18 protein-coding genes are annotated in these 20,600 nt (G+C 58.3%); 12 read left to right on the plus strand and 6 right to left on the minus strand.

Going from position 1 to position 20,600, the window contains the following annotated elements; genetic code table 11:
- The first annotated feature begins 271 nt into the window (after positions 1 to 271).
- On the plus strand, positions 272 to 2,380 hold the full coding sequence (locus tag GTF44_RS02175) for a polysaccharide biosynthesis tyrosine autokinase (RefSeq protein ID WP_171563838.1): 2,109 nt from the start codon (positions 272 to 274) through the stop codon (positions 2,378 to 2,380).
- 9 nt (positions 2,381 to 2,389) lie between these two features.
- On the opposite strand, the gene GTF44_RS02180 is transcribed toward GTF44_RS02175, so the two are convergent.
- Positions 2,390 to 3,739 (minus strand): polysaccharide biosynthesis/export family protein, encoded by a 1,350-nt coding sequence (locus tag GTF44_RS02180; protein WP_171557185.1) that lies wholly within the window; start codon positions 3,737 to 3,739, stop codon positions 2,390 to 2,392.
- A 308-nt stretch (positions 3,740 to 4,047) separates the two neighbouring features.
- On the opposite strand from GTF44_RS02180, the gene GTF44_RS02185 reads away from it, so the two are divergent.
- Positions 4,048 to 4,797 carry a sugar transferase gene (locus GTF44_RS02185; protein WP_171557187.1) on the plus strand — a complete coding sequence of 250 codons (750 nt, stop codon included), beginning with the start codon at positions 4,048 to 4,050 and terminating at the stop codon, positions 4,795 to 4,797.
- A gap of 63 nt (positions 4,798 to 4,860) precedes the next feature.
- Here the strand turns inward: GTF44_RS02185 and GTF44_RS02190 are convergent, their stop codons facing one another.
- The 5 genes from GTF44_RS02190 to GTF44_RS02210 form a co-directional block, all read right to left on the minus strand.
- Positions 4,861 to 5,703 carry a metallophosphoesterase gene (locus tag GTF44_RS02190; RefSeq protein ID WP_253261132.1) on the minus strand — a complete coding sequence of 281 codons (843 nt, stop codon included), beginning with the start codon at positions 5,701 to 5,703 and terminating at the stop codon, positions 4,861 to 4,863.
- Between the two features lie 273 nt (positions 5,704 to 5,976).
- Entirely contained in the window at positions 5,977 to 6,204 is a 228-nt protein-coding gene (locus GTF44_RS02195; RefSeq protein ID WP_171557189.1) for a hypothetical protein, read from the minus strand.
- Positions 6,205 to 6,720: 516 nt separating this feature from the next.
- Complete coding sequence (locus tag GTF44_RS02200) at positions 6,721 to 7,824, minus strand: Xaa-Pro peptidase family protein (protein ID WP_171557190.1); 1,104 nt, start codon at positions 7,822 to 7,824, stop codon at positions 6,721 to 6,723.
- 59 nt (positions 7,825 to 7,883) lie between these two features.
- On the minus strand, positions 7,884 to 9,473 hold the full coding sequence (locus GTF44_RS02205; protein ID WP_171557192.1) for an ABC transporter substrate-binding protein: 1,590 nt from the start codon (positions 9,471 to 9,473) through the stop codon (positions 7,884 to 7,886).
- A gap of 24 nt (positions 9,474 to 9,497) precedes the next feature.
- Positions 9,498 to 10,115, minus strand: a complete 618-nt coding sequence (locus GTF44_RS02210; protein WP_145212664.1) for a helix-turn-helix domain-containing protein — start codon at positions 10,113 to 10,115, stop codon at positions 9,498 to 9,500.
- A gap of 124 nt (positions 10,116 to 10,239) precedes the next feature.
- On the opposite strand from GTF44_RS02210, the gene GTF44_RS02215 reads away from it, so the two are divergent.
- From GTF44_RS02215 to GTF44_RS02260, 10 genes are all read left to right on the plus strand, one after another.
- A complete protein-coding gene (locus GTF44_RS02215) occupies positions 10,240 to 11,283 on the plus strand; it encodes an ABC transporter permease (protein WP_145212661.1) in 1,044 nt (347 codons plus the stop codon).
- Positions 11,284 to 12,180, plus strand: a complete 897-nt coding sequence (locus tag GTF44_RS02220) for an ABC transporter permease (RefSeq protein WP_171557194.1) — start codon at positions 11,284 to 11,286, stop codon at positions 12,178 to 12,180.
- A complete protein-coding gene (locus GTF44_RS02225) occupies positions 12,174 to 13,004 on the plus strand; it encodes an ABC transporter ATP-binding protein (RefSeq protein ID WP_367383365.1) in 831 nt (276 codons plus the stop codon). The genes GTF44_RS02220 and GTF44_RS02225 overlap by 7 nt, the downstream gene beginning before the upstream one ends.
- Positions 13,001 to 13,735, plus strand: a complete 735-nt coding sequence (locus tag GTF44_RS02230; RefSeq protein WP_171557197.1) for an ABC transporter ATP-binding protein — start codon at positions 13,001 to 13,003, stop codon at positions 13,733 to 13,735. Before GTF44_RS02225 ends, GTF44_RS02230 begins: the two co-directional genes overlap by 4 nt.
- 25 nt (positions 13,736 to 13,760) lie before the next feature.
- Entirely contained in the window at positions 13,761 to 14,267 is a 507-nt protein-coding gene (locus GTF44_RS02235) for a GAF domain-containing protein (protein WP_171557199.1), read from the plus strand.
- A gap of 368 nt (positions 14,268 to 14,635) precedes the next feature.
- Positions 14,636 to 15,322, plus strand: a complete 687-nt coding sequence (locus GTF44_RS02240; protein ID WP_171557200.1) for an endonuclease/exonuclease/phosphatase family protein — start codon at positions 14,636 to 14,638, stop codon at positions 15,320 to 15,322.
- A gap of 569 nt (positions 15,323 to 15,891) precedes the next feature.
- Complete coding sequence (locus tag GTF44_RS02245) at positions 15,892 to 16,281, plus strand: hypothetical protein (protein ID WP_171563839.1); 390 nt, start codon at positions 15,892 to 15,894, stop codon at positions 16,279 to 16,281.
- 3 nt (positions 16,282 to 16,284) lie between these two features.
- On the plus strand, positions 16,285 to 16,662 hold the full coding sequence (locus GTF44_RS02250; protein WP_171557204.1) for a hypothetical protein: 378 nt from the start codon (positions 16,285 to 16,287) through the stop codon (positions 16,660 to 16,662).
- A gap of 11 nt (positions 16,663 to 16,673) precedes the next feature.
- On the plus strand, positions 16,674 to 20,240 hold the full coding sequence (locus tag GTF44_RS02255; RefSeq protein WP_171557205.1) for a hypothetical protein: 3,567 nt from the start codon (positions 16,674 to 16,676) through the stop codon (positions 20,238 to 20,240).
- A complete protein-coding gene (locus tag GTF44_RS02260; protein WP_171557207.1) occupies positions 20,237 to 20,599 on the plus strand; it encodes a hypothetical protein in 363 nt (120 codons plus the stop codon). The genes GTF44_RS02255 and GTF44_RS02260 overlap by 4 nt, the downstream gene beginning before the upstream one ends.
- The last annotated feature ends 1 nt before the right edge of the window (position 20,600 follow it).

Consider the following 20,600-nt stretch of genomic DNA (forward strand, 5'->3'; position numbering starts at 1 on the left):
TCTAATCCACTCGCCGAGTCAGAGAGGGCGTGCCGCCGCTGCCAAAAACGCAATGTGGCGGCAGTGCATTCTCATAGGTGTTTGTTACGGTGCCACCACATCACATCACAGAGCGAGCGGCAACCGCCTTCCGAATAGCCAGCAGAAAGACGTAAATAAAACGTTAACCAGCATCGCAATTAGAAAATAACCAGCACTGCAAATGCCGCCTTTTTCCCGCCGATCGTATTCGCTAGTTAGGGGTACTTCTTTCCAGGATGTATCGGTAGTTATGAATCAGCAGTTTGTCCCGGCGCCTGACGCCGAGCCCGACGACGAGATAGACCTCTTGGCTTTGCTAGGAACGCTATGGCGCGGCAAATGGATTGTGCTGATGGCCGCGGTTCTCAGCATGGTGCTTGGCGGCGTGTATGCGTTCAGATTGGCCGTGCCGCTCTATCCGGCGACTGTCACGGTCGCGCTGAATGCTCAGCAGCAACAGGTCATAACAGATATTGAGAGTATTCTCGGTGGCGGAGCTTGGGACAACGTCGCGATTAATACAGAGCTTGAGGTGCTCCGATCGCGCGAGCTGGTTGGACAATTGGTCGACCGGCTGGATTTGACATCGGACCCAGAGTTCAACGCGGCCTTACGAGTTCGGTCGAGGTTCGATAACTTGCGTGCTGCAGTGTTGGCTCCGCTTCAGGGCGGACCCGCCGAGGAGGTGACATCGTCGGTCAGGGATGAAGTCATCGACACGCTGCTGCAGCAGATCTCTGCAAGCAGTGTGCGCTCGTCGCTCGCGCTGACGATCTCGGTAACTACGACAGAACCGGCGAAATCAGTGCGCATCGCCAACGCCTTGGCCGAGATTTACATCGAGAACCAGATATTGGTGAAGCTCGAGGCCCTTACGCGTGCGACCGCGTTCTTGTCCACCCGAACGGTGGAACTTCGCGAGAACTTGGAAGATGTGGAGGGGCAACTGGCGGCTTTTTCCGAGCAGGCAGAGATGATCAGCCCGGAGGTCCTGGTGGCGCAAGGTATCCAGTTGCGTGAATTACGGACGCGCATAAGAGAGCAAGAGGTCCGCGCGACCGATATGCGGGCCCGCCTAGAGACATTGCAAATGTTGCAGTCTCAACAGGATGTGGAAGGCTTCATTCTCGCGGCTGATGAGTTTCGCCTCACGCGGTCCCTGACTCAATTTCGCAATGGCCGTATCTCCGAGGCCGAACTCAATGCACAGTTGGATGATTATCTTGACCAGCTAGCCTCTGACGCTGTGCGCAACGAACAGCAGGTCGCGGCGCTGGAGAACGCAGAGCAAGAGCTATCGGCACGAATCCAGCGGCAGTCCGAAGAGCTGATCGCGCTTCAGCAATTGGAGCGTGAGGCTGAGGCCGCTCGGCTGCTTTATGAAAACTTCTTCACGCGTCTGCAGGAAACCAACGTGCAGCAAGGATTGGAAGTGGCCGACAGTCGGATCATTTCCGAAGCTGTTCCGCGACCGGCCTCAAGCCCCAACAAACCTTTTGTTGTTGTGCTGTCAGTCGTCCTTGGCGCTTTGCTGGGAAGCGGCTTGGTCTTGCTACGGGAGATGCGTTTTGCCGGATTCCGGACATCCGATGATTTGCGTCTGCAGACCCAAAAGACGGTTTTGGCCTCGGTACCGGTCATCCCTGCCAAGGATCGCCAAGCAACCTTGCGCTACCTATCGGACAAACCCAACTCGATCGTTGCCGAAGCGATCCGCAATCTACGCACATCGGTGTTGATGTCGAACGTCGACAAGCCGCCGCGTGTCATCATGATCACCTCTTCTGTTCCAGGGGAGGGCAAGACGACGCTGGCCCTGGCACTTAGCCGGATCATGACGGGTATGGGCAAAAAGGTGTTGCTTATTGAGGCGGATATTCGTCGTCGAACCTTCAAGGAGTATTTTGACACGGATGCGAGCGTGGCGCTGCTTGATCTTTTGCTTGGTACCGTAAAAGCCGAGGATGTCGATCCGTTTGTCCCAGAAGTCGGTTTCGATGTTCTGACCGGGAGTAAATCTGATGTGAATGCCACTGATCTGTTCACCTCAGAGAAATTCGCGTCTTTGATGAAAGGCCTCCGAACCACGTACGACTACATCATCATCGACACGCCGCCGGTTCTGGCAGTTCCCGATGCACGGGTGATCGGCGCCCATGCCGATGCAATTATCTACGGCGTGGCTTGGGACAGGACAACGAAAACGCAGGTGCGCCAAGGGCTGGACATGCTGGACAGTGTGGGGCTGACCATCACCGGCTTGGTGTTGTCGCAGGTCGATCAACGTAAGATGAAAACCTACGGCTACGGTGGTCAATATGGCTACGATACCAACGGATCAAAATACTACGACCAATAGGAGCCGTGGTCAGTTGGCCAGGTTGTTTGATACATTCAGCGTTGGAATGACCTGCTGAAGCGCGCGGTTCCAGCGTGTGATAGGTTGCTCTGCCACGAAAATCACGTCTCCGCGCCGTAGTTCCAACCGGGTTGCCAACAAGAAGTTCACCGCATTCGTTGCGTCCAGATGCAAGGCAGTGATCGATGCGAAATCTCTGGGGTCTTGTGGTCCACGCAGGACGTAAATCTGGCCCGGATTGCCTGTGGCTGGTGTCACGCCGCCATTTTCGAGCAACGCATCGGCCAGAACAGCCGTGTTGTTGTAAGGTAAGGCAAATCTCGACTGGGTGCCCACCTCTCCGATCACATAGACATAATCGCGATCTTCTGCCCCGAATTCTAACCTGTCGCGGAAATTGCTTCTTTGTTCTTCAAGGGCGTCGCGTCGGAGAGACATCTCGAACTGCAACTCTTGCAAAGCCTGTGTCCGCGCTTGCTGGCGCACTTGGATCAACGTGATCTGCTCTTCGAAATAGGCTTCGGCCGCATCGAGATCAAAGGATGTGTCGACAAAGACACTGTCTCCATCGCGTAAGAGGACTCTTCGCAAACCGCTTCCAGAGTAGAGTTCGCTGGCAGGTATCTGGAACAGTGATCCGTCGCGATAGAGTCGCACCGTCGCCCCATCGCGGGCGCGGACCTCCACCCCACCGGCCCTGGCCAGGGCTTCTTCCAGATAAAGCGGTTGCAGCGTGATAGGCACGATACCGGGTGATGCGACCGCCCCACCAACCGACACGCGGCGCGAGTTGAACTCCGCCAGTTCAAGGCTGAAGGTCGGGTCGACCCGGTTTTCAACTAGACCCTGGAACACGGCATCTTCGGCCTCTTCAAGCGTCATGCCGCCGATTGAAATGCGCCCAACATCTGGAATGGAAATCGCACCGTCGTCTTGAACTGTGTATCCTTGTCGTCCGGTTTGTGCGGCCAGAAGACCTGAAAGCTCTTCGACGCTGGTCGCGGTCTGAGATGTCGAGAGGAGAACAACATCCCCCACGCCGATGGTGTAGGGTTCGGGTTGCGCAGGTGCCGGAAGCCTTGTCTCTAGCACCGCGGGCCGTGTTTCCGGGTAAAACACGGGGTCCGGCAGAGCCCCAACTCCGCGTGGTTGGTTCGGACCGTCCGCAATAACCGAAAACGCGGCGGGAAGGCTTTGCGGATTGTAGTTTGATCGGTTCGCTGCAAGCACCGTTTCCGGCGTCACTGGGATCACACGAACATTGGCATCCGCGCTCTCTTGCACGTCCGAGGAGAAGTATGCCGCGCCGCAGCCAGACAGGGTAAGGAAAACAAATACTGCAGAAAAAAGAAATCTCATCGAGGCCTCATCGCGTCAGCAACGTCGTTTCACATTCCATCATTGCCGTGACCGATCCACCGCTTCCAGTCAAGGTCTGTTCAATTCCGCCGCACGGCTCTCTAGCTACCCGGCGTCGGCGGTTGGTCGACTTATTGTCACGGTCCCGGAGCTCCCTCTTTATTGGGGGGGGCATTTCGTTTATCAAAGATTAAGGAGTGCGATTCTCCGAAAAAAACCAAACTGGAGCAATAGTCGATGGCGTGCCTAACTTTTAGGTAAGCTTTTCGGGCGTAAATCTGCGTCTATTTCTCATTGATAGGTTGACGATGTCTGCTCCCAGTCCTGAAGACAGCCCGGTTCGGGCTCTTAGGTACAGATACCACACTAGAAAAGCTGTCTTTCTATCCCGCTATGAGACTTTGTTGGTACGCCGCGCCTTATCGCAAGGCAGACCCACGAATGAGTCGATCGGAGGGCGGCGGGTATTCTGGGCGTTCAAGCGGTTCTTTGACATAATTTGGTCACTTTTCCTGCTTGGCCCCATGTTGCTGATCGCCGCGGCGCTGCTCTTGCTCAATCCGTTTTTCAATCCCGGGCCGCTGTTTTTCGTCCAGATCCGAATGGGTCGGGGGTGTCGCGCGTTTCACGTTCTTAAGTTTCGGACCATGGTTTCCAGGACTACCACAAAGGAGAGCGCTCGGCGCGGCGCAGATGACCCAATCGATTGTCACCGGATCACACCGTTGGGCAGATGTCTCAGGAAGACGCGTATTGATGAATTGCCTCAGATAATCAATGTGTTGAAGGGAGATATGAGCCTGATCGGACCGCGTCCGGATTATTTTGCGCATGCCCGCACGTATGTGCGTCAGATCCCTGGATACCGTGAGCGCCACATGATCCGGCCAGGTATCAGTGGCCTCGCACAGGTCGAACACGGCTATGCCGAGGGGGTTGCCGCGACGCAAAGGAAAGCGGAGTTGGATCTGCAATATATACGTGATGCGGGCTTCGCTCTCGATTGGTGCATCTTTGTGAAGACTTTGCGGACGGTCTTGATCCGAGATGGCAAATGATGGGTTTCTGGCGCTGATAGGCCAAATCTCGCCGAAGTCGAAGACGATCGGTTCGGCGTCATCTTAGGTGCTTATAAAGCTGACCGATCCATTCTGTCGGATTAGGGCGGCGGTTAAGCGGCTGGTATAGACGGCCCCGGTGTCAACCGAAATCCTATGATTATCGGCTAGCGGATGGTCCATGATCGTATGGCCATGAGCGACCCATTGCCCATCCGCTCGTCCGGATTTGAAAAAGTCGCCATGCCCCCAAAGCAAGGCCTTCGCGTTCTGGTCCGGCATTGGAGTTGCAGGATCAACGCCGGCGTGGACGACCCATAGGGTTCCGCTATTCCAAACCAATGGCTGGTGTCTTACCCAGGCCTCTAGATTTTTGCCAATTCGGTCTCGCAACTCATCGGATAGGTTGATGAAGACTTCTGGGGCAACAGTTTCGCCAACGCCTGCGGCGGAGACGGAAAAGCTAGCCAATGTCTGCAAGCCTCCATTCCGCAACCATCGCGGTCCATAGCGTGGCGGATTGTCGATAAAGTCCAGCATCATCCGCTCATGGTTTCCCATCAAGCAAACGACATTGTCGCAATGCGCCATCTCAAGTTCCCTCAAACGTCGAAGGACCTCGGCGCTTTGGTCCCCCCGATCAATGTAGTCTCCTACAAAGACCAACTGCGGGTCTTCAATCGCCCTCTTTGTGAGGTCTGCATCGATCGCCTCTAGCAGGCGCTCGAGAAGATCAAGCCGCCCATGGATATCGCCCACAACATAGACGTCACGCTCGGGCGCGGGGGGCTCCGTGCTCGTGCTGTGCGAGGTTACCACCTCGGCGCTCGCTCTACGCCCCAAAAACCGGCGGATCACTTTCATATCTTTGCCTTTCGCGGGGGTGGTTTTAGGAGTGCCAGCCATGTATTGCCAGCCCGTTCTTTGCCCCAAATTGGCCACCAGAATCATCGCCGTTTGTACTCCGAACGTTGAATGATCCTGACCGCTCACTTTGGTACGGTGTCTAACGTTAATGTCTGCTGTGGAGGTGCTGAGAAGATGCGCGCGTTGGAAAACTGCGCTGCCGCTTCCAGGACGCTGCCGTTAGATGGTTCGCGCGGCATTTCGATTCTTTGACCAGGCATACTCTCTGGCTTCATGTGCCTGTTTCGTCAGTGTCAAAGAACGGTCCGGGACCTATGTTCCGAACGCATATTCTTCATCGATGTCGGCTTCCGTCAGGTCGATCGGAATCTCTTCGTCATCGTCAGACAGGATCGCGCCAACCAGCGGGTGATCAAGCCTGATCTCATTTGGCAGTTCGGTCGTGCCCTCCGTTTCATCCAACTTTGGAGTTTCGGTCTCGACGGCCGATGCTGGGTCGAGGGCGCTGGCGTCATTTTCCGCGATGTGTGCTGACAGCATTTTCCCGTTGCCACCGCATGTTGGACAAAATGCTTCGCCATAGTTCTCGCAAGTGCACCTATCTCCGTCACAGAGACATACAACCCAACCAAAGCCGCTGCATTGCGGGCATCCATTCGGCGTATTCATTTTGTCCCTCGGAGTTCGTTCGTGACTTACCCCAAACGTCATACCCATTAATTTCGATTGCAACTATCTCTTCAGGTGTTTTTTCCTATCGACCAGCAGAGACCTGATCGTTCTAACCAATGATTCTGACGTAGGAGGTTACGAAAGTGGTTAGATTCGGGGACGGCGCTTATTTCTCGGATTGCGCGACTAGCGCATATTCAGAAATGCTTTGACGTTCGCCAAGCTTCAAAGATGCTGATCGCTGGCCGAAGCCGCTGTTCTGGCTGGGCATGCGATGCGGGAGAACACGTGTGGCCGCGTCCGGGATTGTCTCCACATTGAAAGAACAGTTTCAACCTCCGCCAAACCGTCGGGTTTCATCGCATGCGAATGTTGCTTCAGCTTCTAACGGCTGGGTACCCAGATATCGCGCGGAAGAGACGAGAGGATTTCTGCGCCGGCCGGGGCTACTGTCACAATGTCTTCTAATCGAATGCCGAAGCGCCCTGGCAGGTAGATTCCAGGCTCGATCGAGAAGACGTTTCCTTCCCGCAAAACGGTTTCGGATGTGGCGGTGATATAGGGCGGTTCGTGCACATCGATGCCCAGCCCATGGCCTGTCCGATGCACGAAATAGTCGCCATATCCGGCCGCGGTAATCACATCGCGCGCAGCGGCATCCACCTCTTTGGCCAGGATGCCCGGTCGAACGACAGCAAGCGCCGCTTGGACCGCCTCCTCGACCACGGCGGCTACCCGTAGGAACTCTGGGTCGGGTGCCGATCCGTACCATCCGCAGCGGGTCATATCACTCGGGTATCCATTGATTCGACACCCGGTATCGATCAGCACGGCCATGCCCTCGGCGAGGCGTGTATCGCCAGTGTGGTGATGCGGGAAGGCGCCGTTTGCGCCGAAGGCCACAATGGTGAATTCGGGCGTCGCGCCATTTGCCTTGTAATGATCGTGAATCACCTGTGCCACGTCATGTTCCGTCATGCCCTCGCGGAGCGCGGCAAACCCGGCCTGGCAGGCCACGTCGTTCAGATGGGCGCAGTCCCGCAAAGTGGATATTTCGGCGGAGTCTTTCATGCCACGCAGATGCCCGAGTGTGTCGTCTGAGAACCTGCGTTTGGGCGCGTCCAGCGCGTCGAGCAACAACAGTGCAAAATCGGCGCGCATCGCCTCATCCAAAGCGACGGTTTGATCTGCGCCAGTAACTTCGCAGCTTGCCAGCAACCGGTCCAAGGCCGCGCCCGGCCCCTGGTCATCGGCCCAGGTTTCGAAGGGCAGGTCCGTCACCTGTCGCACCGAGTTTGCGTTAAGCGCGGGCATCAAAAACCCGGCATGGGCCTGGCTGACCAACAGCATCACGGGCCGTTCATCCCCATGCGGATCGGCACCCGAAAGCCAGCGCATATGGCTTGTGGGGCCAAGCGCCACCAGATCGGTGCCGGTCTCGGTCATCCGGGCGCGCAGCCGGGCAATACGGTCGTGATAGAGGGCCATGACGCTGTCCTTGGAACAAAGAACCGCCGGCCCCCGAAGGGGCCAGCGGCAGGGAGAGATCAGTTTTTGTCGACGAGACGGTAGAACACGAAGTCAGATGTTGCGCCGTTCACGTAGCCCGACACGTTCTCCGCCATGGCCACCTGATAAGACGCCTGGAACATGATCACGATGGGCGAGCTTTCCTGCACCTGGCGCTGCAGCTCCAGGTACATCTCTTCGCGCGCCGCCGGATCGGTTTCGGTGAGCGCTGCCGTCGTCATCTCGTTCATCTCCGCAGGCACCGCCCAGGAATTCCGCCAGGTTGTGGTCGCGGCATAGGCGTCCTGATCGTTGTTCGAGTTGTAGGCGAAGGCTTTCGCGTTCGAATGCGGGTCCATGAAGTCCGGGCCCCAATAGAGCAGCATCGCCTCGTGGCTCCGCTCGCGATAGCGGGTGATCACCTGGCTGCCGGTGCCGGGCAAAATGTCGAAGTTGATCCCAGCTTCGGCAAAGCTCGCCTGGATCGACTGCGCCATATCGGTGAAGGGCGCGGCGTTGATCACGTCAAGCGACACGGTAATCGGCAGGTCCACACCAGCCTCTTCCAAAATCGCGCGAGCGCGGTCGGGGTCATAGCTGTAGGGCGTATCGGTCAGCGCACCTGGGAAGCCTTCGGGCCAGAACGCCTGATGAACTTCCATTTGACCGGCGATGATCGAGTTGGTCATCCCCTCATAATCGACCAAATAACGGGCCGCTTCCCAAAACGCCGGGGGCGTCAGGCTATCAACAGCTTGGTTGAAGGACAGGAAATGGACCGCCGCCTGCGGGAAGGTGTCGACCCGCAGGCCTTCGCCATCCAGCGAGGCCACTTGGTCCGGCGTCAAATTCCGCGCCAAATCCACATCACCGGATTCTAGCAGGAGTTGTTGCGTGGCCGATTCCGCCACATGCCGAATGATCACGCCTTCGATGGCCGGGCCACCGTTGAAATAGTCGGGATTGGCTTCCATCCGGATCAGCTCCGCCGGGCGGAAGGCAGTAAGCGCGAAGGGGCCGGTGCCCGCGGTGTTGGCGTTCAACCAGGCATTGCCCATGTCGCCGTCCACCTCATTGGCCATGACAGTCACTTCATCGACGATGGAGGCAGGTCGCGCGGCCAGCACATTCATCACGAAGGCGGGCGAGAAGTCGCCATCATAGCGCACGGTGACTGTGTTGCCGTCTGCCGTGACCATCTCGCCGACATTCTCGGGGGTCCAGCCAAGCTGTGTCAGAATGAACGCCGGAGTGAGGTTTAGTTGAACCACACGCGAGAAAGAAAACACCACATCTTCCGCACGCACCGGATTGCCGGAATGGAAAACAGCGCCGTCGCGCAGTGTGAAGGTGATTGTCTTGTTCTCGGCGTCGATCTCCCAAGCGGCCGCGAGACCGGGGGCCAGCACCGTCGTGTCCTCGGCGTCATATTGGACCAGACGGTCATAAGTGTTGGTGACCAACTCGCCGGAGGTGAATTCATAGGCCTGGGCCGGATCGATCGCGACGATGTCGTCGATGTTCTGGGCCACGACCAGCAATTCAGGGGGCGTGTCGGCATACGTGGCAGGTGCGGCCAGCGGCAGCGCCAGCACCGCCGCCAATAGGGCGGGTTTTAGCAGTTTCATTGGGATAAACCTCCGTTTCGGTCTTTAGCCATTGGTATTGGCCGGTGTCATTTCAGGCAGTTTGACCGCGCCTTTGCGCTGCAGAACCGACAAGGTGCCAGTCCACAGGATACGCGCGGGTGTCTTGGTCTGGTTCGACCAGGAATGCGGGGTTGAGCCGCTATAATGCAGACTGTCCCCGCGTTGGAGAATGAAGCTCTGACCGTCGAGCATCTGGGTGATTTCGCCGTCGAGAAGGAAGATGATTTCCTCACCTTCGTGACTGACGGTCTCCGAGGCATAGCCGGGCGGGACATGCAGAATGTAGGAAGACAGTTCCGCCCCGGGAAACTCTGCGCCAAGCGACTCGTAGATGATCGACGACCCATCAAGCGAAAACTGCGGGCGCGCTCCCGCGCGCGAAAGGCTATCGGCCGGTTTCGGGGTCGCGATGAAGTATTCTAACCCCACATCGAGACCTTGAGCGATCTGCGCCAATGTGCCGAGCGACGGCGTCGCATGACCCCGCTCCACCTGGCTGAGATAGCCGACCGAGAGGCCCGCATCATCGCAGAGCGCCTGCAACGTCAGGTCAAGCTGCTTCCGCCGCTTGCGGATCAGCGCACCTAAATTCGGGTCACTTTTAGGCTTTGGCCGCGCCATCAGACTCCCTCGGTTCATCATAATTTTTTTGATCTAAGCAAAACTATTTGCCAAAACCAAGAAAAATGTGGCACCCCCGCTGAAAGGATTGGACCATGCCGCGGGCGAGAGAGGCGAGAACCCGATGATCGCGCAGCCGAAAAGACAGATCGCGTTGGCCGGCCCGGTGGTCGCGCTCCTGCGCTTTGTGTTGGTTGTCGCGTTGACCTTTTTGGGCCTTTTAGCGCTGACCTTTTTTATCGGTCGCGTGGTGCCGATTGACCCGGTTCTTGCCGTGGTCGGGGATCGGGCAACGACGGAGCAATATGAGGCTGCGCGTGTCGCCATGGGCCTGGATCGCCCGCTGATCGCGCAATTTGGCAGCTATGTTTGGGATGTGTTGAATTTCAACCTCGGCATGTCCGTCTCGACCAACCGCCCCGTTGCCGAAGACCTAGCCCGGGTTTTTCCCGCAACGCTAGAGATGGCCACGCTCGGGATCATCATCGGCGTGGGTCTCGGTATCCCCGCAGGTGTCTTGGCCGCGGCACATCAGGGTCGTTGGATCGATCAGATCATCCGGGTTTTCGCCCTTCTGGGCTATTCCGTGCCGGCCTTCTGGCTCGGCCTGGTCGGCCTGGCGATCTTTTATGCGGCACTGGGCTGGGTCTCTGGCCCCGGGCGCGTCGACATCTTTTATGACGGGATCACGCCGACCGTGACGGGCCTGCTGACCGTGGACAGTCTGCTTGATGGCGATTGGGACGTGTTCCAAAGCGCGTTATCGCACATCATTTTGCCCGCCACGATCCTGGGCGTTTTCAGCCTCGCCTATATCGCGCGGATGACCCGCTCCTTCATGCTCGACCAGTTGAGCCAGGAATACATCACCACCGCGCGGGTCAAAGGCGTGCCAGAATGGCGGGTGATCTGGGTCCATGCCTTCGGTGCGATCCGGGTGCCCCTGATCACCGTGATCGGGCTCTCCTATGCCGGACTTCTGGAAGGCTCGGTCATGATCGAAACGGTGTTTTCTTGGCCTGGGATTGGTAACTACCTGACCACGGCGCTTTTCAACGCCGATATGAATGCGGTTCTGGGTGCGACGCTGGTCATCGGGTCCGTCTTTATTCTCATCAACAAAGTGTCGGATGTGCTCTACCGCTTGCTCGACCCGAGGAGCCGATAGATGCGCGCCTGGTTAATCGATGATAGCCCCGCCTCACGCGGTCAGGCCGCCGCCGGGCGGGCCTATCGCGTCGCCGGTGATCTGATGCGCAACCCGCTGGCCGTGGTGGGCAGTCTGATCATTCTTGCGCTGATCCTGACCGCGATCTTCGCACCCTGGATCGCATCGGAAAGTCCGGTTGGACAGGACCTGTCAAACCGGCTCATGCCACCCTCGGCCGAGCATTGGATGGGGACTGATGAACTGGGCCGCGATATCTTTTCCCGCGTGGTCTATGGCGCGCGGATCACGCTCTTGATCGTTGGTCTGGTGGCGGTGATTTCTGCACCTCTAGGTCTGCTGATCGGGGCGATCTCGGGTTATTTCGGTGGTTGGACCGATCGGGTGCTGATGGGGCTGACCGATGTGTTCCTATCGATGCCGAAACTGATTCTGGCGTTGGCCTTTGCCGCCGCCCTTGGGCCAGGGATCGAAAACGCGATCATCGCCATCGCGATCACAACATGGCCCGCCTATGCGCGGATTGCACGGGCGGAAACGCTGACCATCCGCAACTCGGAATTCGTCGCCGCCACCCGCCTGCTTGGCGCCTCCCACACACGGTTGATCACCCGGCACATTCTTCCGCTTTGCACCTCGTCGATGATCATCCGGGTTACGCTGGATATGGCGGGCATTATCCTGACCGCAGCGGGTCTTGGCTTCCTTGGCCTGGGCGCGCAGCCGCCGCTGCCCGAATGGGGCGCGATGATCTCGCGGGGGCGGAGTTTCATTCTTGATCAATGGTGGGTCGCCACGATGCCCGGTTTCGCCATCATCGTCGTCTCGCTTGGCTTCTGTTTTCTGGGCGATGGCCTCCGCGATGTGCTTGACCCGAAATCGGAGGGCAAATCGTGACCCTGCTGTCCGTTGAGAACCTGGAGGTCAGCTTCCCCACGTCGCATGGCCGGGTGAAGGTCGTCGACGGGATATCCTTCGATCTGGGCCGCGAACGCCTTGGCATTGTCGGCGAAAGCGGGTCCGGCAAGTCGATGACGGGGCGTGCGATTCTTCGTTTGATCCGGTCTCCGGGGCGCGTCGCTGGACAGATCAGCTTCGAAGGCCGGGACCTGATGAACCTGTCCGAGCGTCAGATGCGGGCGCTTCGTGGCGCGCGGATTTCGATGATCATGCAAGACCCGCGATATTCGCTGAACCCAGTGATGACGGTCGGCACCCAAATTGAGGAAGCGTTGCGCGTTCACGAACGCTTGCCACGCAGCGAGATGCGCGCCCGGGTGCATGAGATGTTGGAAGCCGTCCGAATCGACGACCCGGACCGTGTCGCGGGCCTGTACCCTCATGAAGTGTCGGGTGGAATGGGGCAGCGCGTGATGATCGCGATGATGCTGATCCCGCGCCCAAGCTTGTTGATCGCCGATGAGCCGACCAGCGCGTTGGATGTGAGCGTTCAGGGCGACGTGCTGCGCCTGATCGATGATCTTGTAAAAGATCACGGGATGGGTCTGATCCTGATCAGTCACGACCTGCCGTTGGTGGCCCGCTATTGCGATCGGATTCTGGTCATGAATGCGGGCCGCGTGGTTGAGACCTGCGACGCCAGCGCGTTGCATGCCGCCAGCCACCCCTACACCAAGGGCCTGCTCGCCGCCGTGCCTCAGATGCGTGAAACGCGTGCTGAGCTTCCGGTGATGGACCGCAATGCATGGGCCGGTACATGACAGCGATCTCGCTAAAGAACCTCGATATCGCCTATGACGGGCAACGTGTCGTGCATGGGGTCAGTTTCGACGTGGCCGAGGGCGAAAGCTTTGCGCTGGTCGGCGAAAGCGGATCGGGTAAATCCACGGTGCTCAAGGCGATTGCCGGGTTGGCGCCAGAATGGACAGGCGAGATGCAAATCCTCGGCCGCCCGGGCAGTCACCGACCTGACCGGACATTGGCCAAGCACTGCCAGATGGTGTTCCAAGACCCTTATGGCTCGCTTCACCCACGCAAGACCGTCGATGCCGTCTTGTCCGAGCCGCTGGCGATCCATGGGATCGGCGGGCAGGACGCGAAGGTTGAGCAGGCGCTGGCCGATGTCGGCCTCGACCGTCGGTTCCGGTTTCGCTATCCGCACCAGCTCTCGGGTGGTCAGCGGCAGCGTGTGGCAATCGCGCGCGCGCTGATGCTGGAGCCCGAGGTGATGTTGCTCGATGAGCCCACCAGTGCCCTGGATGTGAGCGTGCAGGCGGAGATATTGAATCTCTTGAAGCGCCTCCGGTCGGAGCGTGGGCTGACCTATCTGATGGTCACACACAACTTGCCGGTTGTCAGTTTCCTCTGCGAACGCATGGCGGTGATGAATAAGGGCGGGATTGTCGAAATTGCGCCAGCGACGGCGCTGCATGACGGCGCGTTTACAGACCCGTATGCGCAGGCGCTCTATGCCGCCAGCGGCGGGGCGTGATCTTACGAAAAAGGACCAACCAGTAATGCAATCTGATCGCCCCACGCCGCAAGCTGTGCAACGCTGCTTCGTTGCCGATATGGCCGCCGCCCGCACCGAGGATCAGGTGTTCGAGGCGCTTTACCGCCTCAGCACGGCGCGCGTTCCCGTGCGGCTTTGGACGGTCATGACAGTGGATATGGAGGCTGGTCTTGCGCGGCGCGCTTATTCCAACATGCCCGAAGCATACCCAACGTCCGGAACGAAACCGATCGAGCGCAATGACTGGTTCGAGATCGTGCATGATCGGCATGAGAGTTTTATCGCCAATACGCTGGATGACATCGCCAAGGTATTTCCGGATTATGAGTTGATCGGCGCACTTGGCTGCGCGTCGGTGCTCAATCTGCCCGTGGTCAGCGGCGGCGAACTTCGTGCAACCGTAAACCTGTTGGACGATGAGGGCTATTTCACGCCTGAGCGAGTTGGCGAGATCACGGATGCCCTCACGTTGCCGGCTTTTGCGGCCGTGTTGGCCGCGCGGGCGTTATGATGTGCCGCAAGGTCGCCGTTTCGCGACAGTAGGTCCCAAGATCTGAGACGCGCGTTGCATAGGATGATTGGGCGGGGCTTGATCCGCGTCATCATGCGCAAATCTCGGCAGCCAGCCTCATAAGGTTTTTGGGAACGCATTTGCCGAGGCCGTCATACGCGCCTGTGCAATTCACTTCTTGTGGTCGCCTGCCGTGTTTGTGGTCGGCTCCATATAAATTCCGTGTGCGTGAAAACTGTTGAGGGCGCAAAATATGTTCTTTGCGCCTTATTTCTGAAGTATTTTAAAAATCAAATCCATAAAATAATTAGCCGGTATTCTTATGGGTTCGACTATCATTGCTGTGTATCGATTCTAGGGAGAGCTTTATGACACGTGTTATTACTTGGAATATGGAAGGCGCGACCCATAGCTCAAATAGCAAATGGGTCGATGGTGTGCAGCAATTGTTAACGAAGGCAGAGGCCGACATACTCTGCTTGCAAGAGGCCGGGGCGGCTCCGCCATCGTCCGCTGCCTATGCGCCGCCCCCGCCGGCACCGACTTGGGCGGGCGGTATTGCACCTGCTGTGGCTTGGTCTTTTCTGACATGGCAACCGGGCGTTCCACTGTATTACGTCCTTTGGGTGCAAACGGATCCGGCGGGAAATAGGGTCAATCTAGCTGTTGTGACAAAGGATCTGCCAGATGAATTCCGCTATGTCGCGAATGCCGGAGGCCGACCTGCAATCGGGGTGCGGTTCGGGACGGAAGAGACCTTTACACTCCATGCACAAAGTGGGGGCGGGGCGGATGCACCAACCTTGGTCACAAATGTTAATGCCGCCACCGCTGCGGGAAATTCATGGGACGCCGCAGGAGATTATAACCGACAGCCCGATGAATGGGGCGCGGGCGGCGTGCCAGCGGGCAATCTTTGCCCGCCAGACAAGGCAACACGTTGGAAATCGGATAAAAAGCTCGACTATATGGTTCGCAGCGGCGCGGTGATTGAGGGATTTGTGATCGATACGTTGGTCTTGAGTGACCACTTCCCAGTGATCTTCGATGTCTAACGTAGCGTGTCTGGGTCGGGTTGGTGGATGCTGACCCGGCCAAGATTTGGTTTTCCAAACTTGCAATATATATCCGGCGGATATGCACCATCGGCATAAATCAGCGCATGAATTGCGTGTCTCGGATGGCATTTGACCGTCTGAATGCGCGATAGCCCATGTCGACGGTTCAGAATCTGTTAGGGTTTTCCGGCGCTTAGATATCCACCTCTCTTTCATTCATATCTGCTTACCAAAAATAGTTAATAAATCCTTATCGTTCTTTGAGTGACGTAAGGAACATTTTTATTGAATGGATTTAGAATCTGTGTGTTACTTAACGCGGTACATAAGCGGGAAAACAGAAAGTAATGCGTGTTCAAGGATTTGAATGCAGTGCGCTTGCGCATATATTCTTTTGTTGACCCAAATATATAGAATATTGGTTGGAGGGCCTTCTGCTCCGATCTGTCTCGAGGAATTTCTTCGGGATCAATTGGTATGGCTTGGGGAATGCGTTTGCTTGCGGCATCTGATTTTGACGTCTTACGAATCCCTCCCCTTGCGCATTTCTTTTGGGTTTCCTTCCCATGATCATCGTTTTTAATATGACGTCGTCAGCGATGCGTCTTTACGTGAATCGTGGACAAGTCCAGGCACCGGATAAAATCGTGCCAAGCACCGGCTTCAAGGCGTTCCCAAAAACAATCGGTTTGCAGAGGCGCCCTGAACCTCAGGTGTTCGGAATCGGGGAGAATACTGTGGCGCTGGACTATCGGGATTTCCTGCCGCCAATGCCATCCGGCGCGGAGTTCAGCCCAAACATTCCCGATGCGGTTCTGTCCGACTTCATCCTCTATCTGTTCGGCAATGGCGCGCTGTTGATGCGGACCTCCGGCCAGCAGATCGAGCGATACAATTGGCCGCTCGTGCCTCCCGTCGCGACGAACAACCCATTTTCCACCACCCAGAAGGAGTAAACCATGGCTGGCAATGTGTATTTGTTTAACGTGAACGCCGAAGAGATGAGCCGCGTCCAAGTGCGGAACTGGCCTGCGGATGACACGATCGATGGCTGGAGCGAGGAGAAGGATGACAAGTATTCCCCGAATGCGCTCGCCGTCCCACGTGAGAAATTTCCGACGGATAGCTGCAGTTTTGCGCAGGGCGACAACTCGGTCAGCTTCAGTCGGCCGACCTTCAATGGCGCCTTTATCCTCACCATTGATCCGGCGATTTCCCTTTCCGACGATCTGATCTGCTATGTCACCCGCAGCAGTGCGCTGCTGATGCGGACCAATGGCGAGGTGATCAGCGAGGTAACATTCGCGCCCACGCTTATGGCTGACGAAGGCAGCTGAGGCCGAGGGCCGTGGCACCGGTATTCAGAAGGGTCGTTTTGCAAGACGACACGCTTGCGCTCTATCGGGCCGAGGTCTCTGACGAGACGGCACGAGGGCTGACGGCGGGACCACGTGCGCTTCACTTGCTCTATCTCGGCGCGGACCGGGGAGGTTGGTCCGCGCCGCCCGATGAGTTGGAATACGCCGCGTCCTGGAAAGCTCGCGGCGTTTATCTTTTGAGCGATCCGTTTGAGGTCCAGAACCTTACGGCGCTGAAAGATGCCGTGCCTTTGAAAGGTCAGAACAAGAACAGAGGATTTGCCTGGGTGGATGACCCGGGCGGCACGCCGCAAGCGGTCCTGATGCCGATGACCTGGACCGGTGAGGAGACCGGGCGCGTCGCGGAAACAACCGAGATCGCGTTCCTGAACGTTGCCTTGACCATGCAGCAGGGTGTCGAGGTCGTGTTTGATTTCGGGGAGGCACCGAAGGCCGATCTGAAAGTCGGGCAATCAGGCACCGCACGGATCTTTCTCAACCGGGCCAAGACAATTGGGCCGGAACCCACCGAGGAGACTGTGCAAATGCCGCTCGCGCCGGATGACGCCGGCTTGGGTCTGATCCGGTACCGCGCCGATTGGCAGGCGCGCGCGTTCTTCCGGCTGTTCGAAGACAACGAGTTTAACACCGACCCGGCTTGGGGCGGGGAGATTCGGTTCTTTCTGAAAACGACGGGGCGGAAGACGCCGCAGCAATTGGTCTTTCCGCTGTTCACCGCCCCAGAGCAGGGGGTCTCATATCCATTGGATGTCCGCATGGATCCACTGGCCCCCAATGATGCGAATCGCACGGTCTTTGATCTGCGCGACGAAGGCGGCGCGCTCGCCTTGCTGACCTCGCGGTTCTTGCGCACGACCGGCGGCGATGAGGTCCAGTTGACGCCGCAGCCGGGCGTTGGATTCTATCTGGGGCGGCGGCCTGGCCCGACCTCAAGCGGCGGGGCCAATAGCTATCTGGCGACGAAGGGGCCGTTCTTGCTCGATCTGTTGGGCAAGGCAGATGCGCAGTTGATGTGCGGGCTCTCGGCGCAGGAATACGTCACCGTGGCCGATGGCGATCTCGTCGATCTGACCCCCAATCAGGCGGCCCTTGCCGATTTGGGGGACAAGGAACGGGGGCTTGTGGCCTTGGCCGACCAGGGCGACGCTCCGCTTCTGGAACCCGCATTCACAACCTCCTGGCTCTCGATCCGTCCCAGGCCGACGCGCCAAGCGGACGCGGTCGAGCCCTACTACTTCTCCCAGTCGCAGCAGGGCACGAATTTCGACAAAAACGCGCTGGCTGGCACCACCTATGCCGGGGCGACAGCATCGCGGATCACCCATTTGGGCGCGGCGGCCGTGGCGGGCGTGGGTGGCGGTGCGATTTCTTTTCCCGTCGCCCCCTTTGGCGGGGTCTTCCCGCCCGACAGCGATATTGAGGGCTGGCCCAACAAGGATGTACCGGGCGAGGATTTCCAAACGTTAGAAGGCGGCGCCTTGGCCCCATTCCGGTTCGGATCGCTTAGCTTGGCGGGGCCCGCGACCGGTCCGATTGTCTGCAATGCTGACGGGACGCCTCTGGTTGGTGGGCGCAGCTCGACCCAACGTGGGGTTCTTTTGGAGATCGGCTCAGGCATTGCTGCGGCAAGGGATGAACCCGCCCCGCCGCAAGGCGGTTGGGCCCGTTTGGTTTTGGGCGAGAGCGACAAAGGCGAACTGGCGTTCAAGCAGACCGGAGCGGGCGTGGTCGACCCGACGCTCGCGCAGGCCTTGCTCAACCCGCAGGCTTTCATCGTGATGAACGATTGGGACAGGTTCTCAGATTTTGACAGTGCGATCAGCGTGCAGGGGATCGATGTGAACCTCTCGCCTGCCGAGGGGCAGGCCGATCCGCGGCAGACGATCCTGGTGTTCAAATATGCCGATACCGAGACACTCGAAGACCTTGTTGCGCGGGTCGATGCCTGGGATCGCCCGGAGTATTTTGTGGGTGATGCAGGGGCGGTCACCCATGCGCGGGAGCTGCTCTTGGGCGCGATTGCGGAGGCCAAGGCCCAGAAAGACACGCCCGGTCAGCCCTTCAGGTATTTCCTGGAGACGATCCTGGTCAGCAAGGAGTGGACCGGGTTTCTGACCTTCAACGCACCAATTGATGGCCGTCAAATGCCGCCCGATTACCAGATGATCCTGGGCGGCATCGATGGGCAGTTGATGGCGCATCACTTTGGTGTGGAGACCAACCGTCTGACCCTGGATGACGACGGGCGGCCGGTTATTCAAGGCACGGCCTTTGCGGGCGTCTTCTTCTATCTGGAACCATCGGGTCGACCGGAACCCGAAGAGGCCTATGGCTATCGGACAACCAAGCTGATCATCGAGATCCGCAATGCCACAATTCAGCAATTCGCGTCCGAGGTTGCGGTCACGCTGAATGAGCTTTTTGAGCGGCCTGTGAGCGGGCAGGGCGGCAACCCTTCCGAACCGAACACGATCCGGATGGAGGGGGATTATCAGGTTGTCGAAGGGGTCGGACGGGTCATCTTTCAGGCCGCGCTCAGCCGGTCTTTCATCTTTCAGATCGCCGAGTCCGATATCCGCGTGCTGCGGCGGTTCATGTTGCGCGGCGCGGGGCTCAGCCCGATCTCAGCGGCCTCGAATGAGTTGCGCGATGCGGAGGAAGTCACCATCGCCGCGCGCTTCTCGATGGATGGCGAATTGGCCTTCGACAAAGCGCCATTCCCCAGCAATCCGGGTCAGGCGCCGCTCGACCTGTTTTCCTATGGCGTCACGATTGAGGAGCAGAAACGCGGTTTGCCGATCAGCGGTCTGTCGATTGATCTTGAGTTCGACCTAGGCCCAACCGGGCGCACCGATCTGCGGCTCAAGCCGAATTTTGCCAACATCATCGCGGTCGACAATCCCGATCTGCGACGACCCGAGGGCCTTGTGTCGGGCTTGCCCATGCGGCTGACGGGGTTTTTGTCGGGGCAGGCGGCGCTTGATACGATCAAGCGCACGGGCAAGATCGTGAACATCCCCGATCTAATCCCCGATCAGAGCGTGGGCGAGGGGGATGACAGCGCCGATTTGAACCAAATCCCGGTGCTCGACGCCACGACACCCACCCCGAGCTTCGCGTTGGCCTTTGAATTGCCGCTCGGCTCGCTAGGGGACTTGGCGGAGACCGGGGTTGGGCTGACGGCCAATCTGATCCTCGGTTGGGGGCCCAGTGCGGCCATGCCGGAAGCTGATGGCGTGGCGGTCTATGTGCAATTGCCAGCCTTGGTTGGCGGCTTGGCGGGCTTCGATCTGCAAGGCTATCTCAAGACGACATTTGGCGACGCGAATCTGGCCCGCGTGATCTATCAGCCCAAGCCGACAGACCCAGAACGCGGGGTTTACGTTCTGCTGTTCAACAATGTGGCGATTTCGATCTTCGGGATCGCGCTGCCGCCTAAGGTCGTCACGGATTTCATCCTGTTCAGCGACCCCACCGCCCCCGGCGGAAGCGACATCGCCTGGTCCTTGGCCGCGACGCAGGTGGAGGCGTCATGACCCGGAAGCCTGTCCCCACCGCGGTCAAGCTTGGCCCTATCACCGACGCCAAAACCATCGCGGAGTTCGTCGCGACGGCAAACCGAGATTTCGATCTCTACCTGCCCGAAAGCTGGCCGCCCGATACGGTCGCCGCCGATATCTGGGCGCTGGAGATCACCGTCGCGGAGGACGCCGAGCGCGGCAGCTACACCGCCACAGCCAAGATCAAATACCCGAATCTGGGCACGGGTGACGCCAAGTTTGAAGGCCGAGTGAGCGCGGTTCTCACCCGCACAGGCAATTTCTACCTGCCCAATATGTTGGGTGACGATCCCATAACCCCCGAAAATATAGACGATTTATTGAAGGAGAACTGAC

The sequence above is a fragment of the Roseobacter sp. HKCCD6576-2 genome, assembly GCF_013179285.1.
Taxonomy (GTDB): Bacteria; Pseudomonadota; Alphaproteobacteria; order Rhodobacterales; family Rhodobacteraceae; genus Rhodophyticola; species Rhodophyticola oceani.

Excerpts from the sequence above, each read along its gene's own strand:
- GTF44_RS02235 (WP_171557199.1), top strand. The coding sequence starts at position 13,761 with ATGCAATCTGATCGCCCCACGCCGCAAGCTGTGCAACGCTGCTTCGTT.
- GTF44_RS02195 (WP_171557189.1), bottom strand. The coding sequence starts at position 6,204 with ATGCTGTCAGCACACATCGCGGAAAATGACGCCAGCGCCCTCGACCCA.
- GTF44_RS02250 (WP_171557204.1), top strand. The coding sequence starts at position 16,285 with ATGGCTGGCAATGTGTATTTGTTTAACGTGAACGCCGAAGAGATGAGC.
- GTF44_RS02220 (WP_171557194.1), top strand. The coding sequence starts at position 11,284 with ATGCGCGCCTGGTTAATCGATGATAGCCCCGCCTCACGCGGTCAGGCC.
- GTF44_RS02210 (WP_145212664.1), bottom strand. The coding sequence starts at position 10,115 with ATGGCGCGGCCAAAGCCTAAAAGTGACCCGAATTTAGGTGCGCTGATC.
- GTF44_RS02185 (WP_171557187.1), top strand. The coding sequence starts at position 4,048 with ATGTCTGCTCCCAGTCCTGAAGACAGCCCGGTTCGGGCTCTTAGGTAC.
- GTF44_RS02240 (WP_171557200.1), top strand. The coding sequence starts at position 14,636 with ATGACACGTGTTATTACTTGGAATATGGAAGGCGCGACCCATAGCTCA.
- GTF44_RS02245 (WP_171563839.1), top strand. The coding sequence starts at position 15,892 with ATGATCATCGTTTTTAATATGACGTCGTCAGCGATGCGTCTTTACGTG.
- GTF44_RS02190 (WP_253261132.1), bottom strand. The coding sequence starts at position 5,703 with ATGGCTGGCACTCCTAAAACCACCCCCGCGAAAGGCAAAGATATGAAA.
- GTF44_RS02175 (WP_171563838.1), top strand. The coding sequence starts at position 272 with ATGAATCAGCAGTTTGTCCCGGCGCCTGACGCCGAGCCCGACGACGAG.
- GTF44_RS02260 (WP_171557207.1), top strand. The coding sequence starts at position 20,237 with ATGACCCGGAAGCCTGTCCCCACCGCGGTCAAGCTTGGCCCTATCACC.
- GTF44_RS02205 (WP_171557192.1), bottom strand. The coding sequence starts at position 9,473 with ATGAAACTGCTAAAACCCGCCCTATTGGCGGCGGTGCTGGCGCTGCCG.
- GTF44_RS02230 (WP_171557197.1), top strand. The coding sequence starts at position 13,001 with ATGACAGCGATCTCGCTAAAGAACCTCGATATCGCCTATGACGGGCAA.
- GTF44_RS02180 (WP_171557185.1), bottom strand. The coding sequence starts at position 3,739 with ATGAGATTTCTTTTTTCTGCAGTATTTGTTTTCCTTACCCTGTCTGGC.
- GTF44_RS02200 (WP_171557190.1), bottom strand. The coding sequence starts at position 7,824 with ATGGCCCTCTATCACGACCGTATTGCCCGGCTGCGCGCCCGGATGACC.
- GTF44_RS02215 (WP_145212661.1), top strand. The coding sequence starts at position 10,240 with ATGATCGCGCAGCCGAAAAGACAGATCGCGTTGGCCGGCCCGGTGGTC.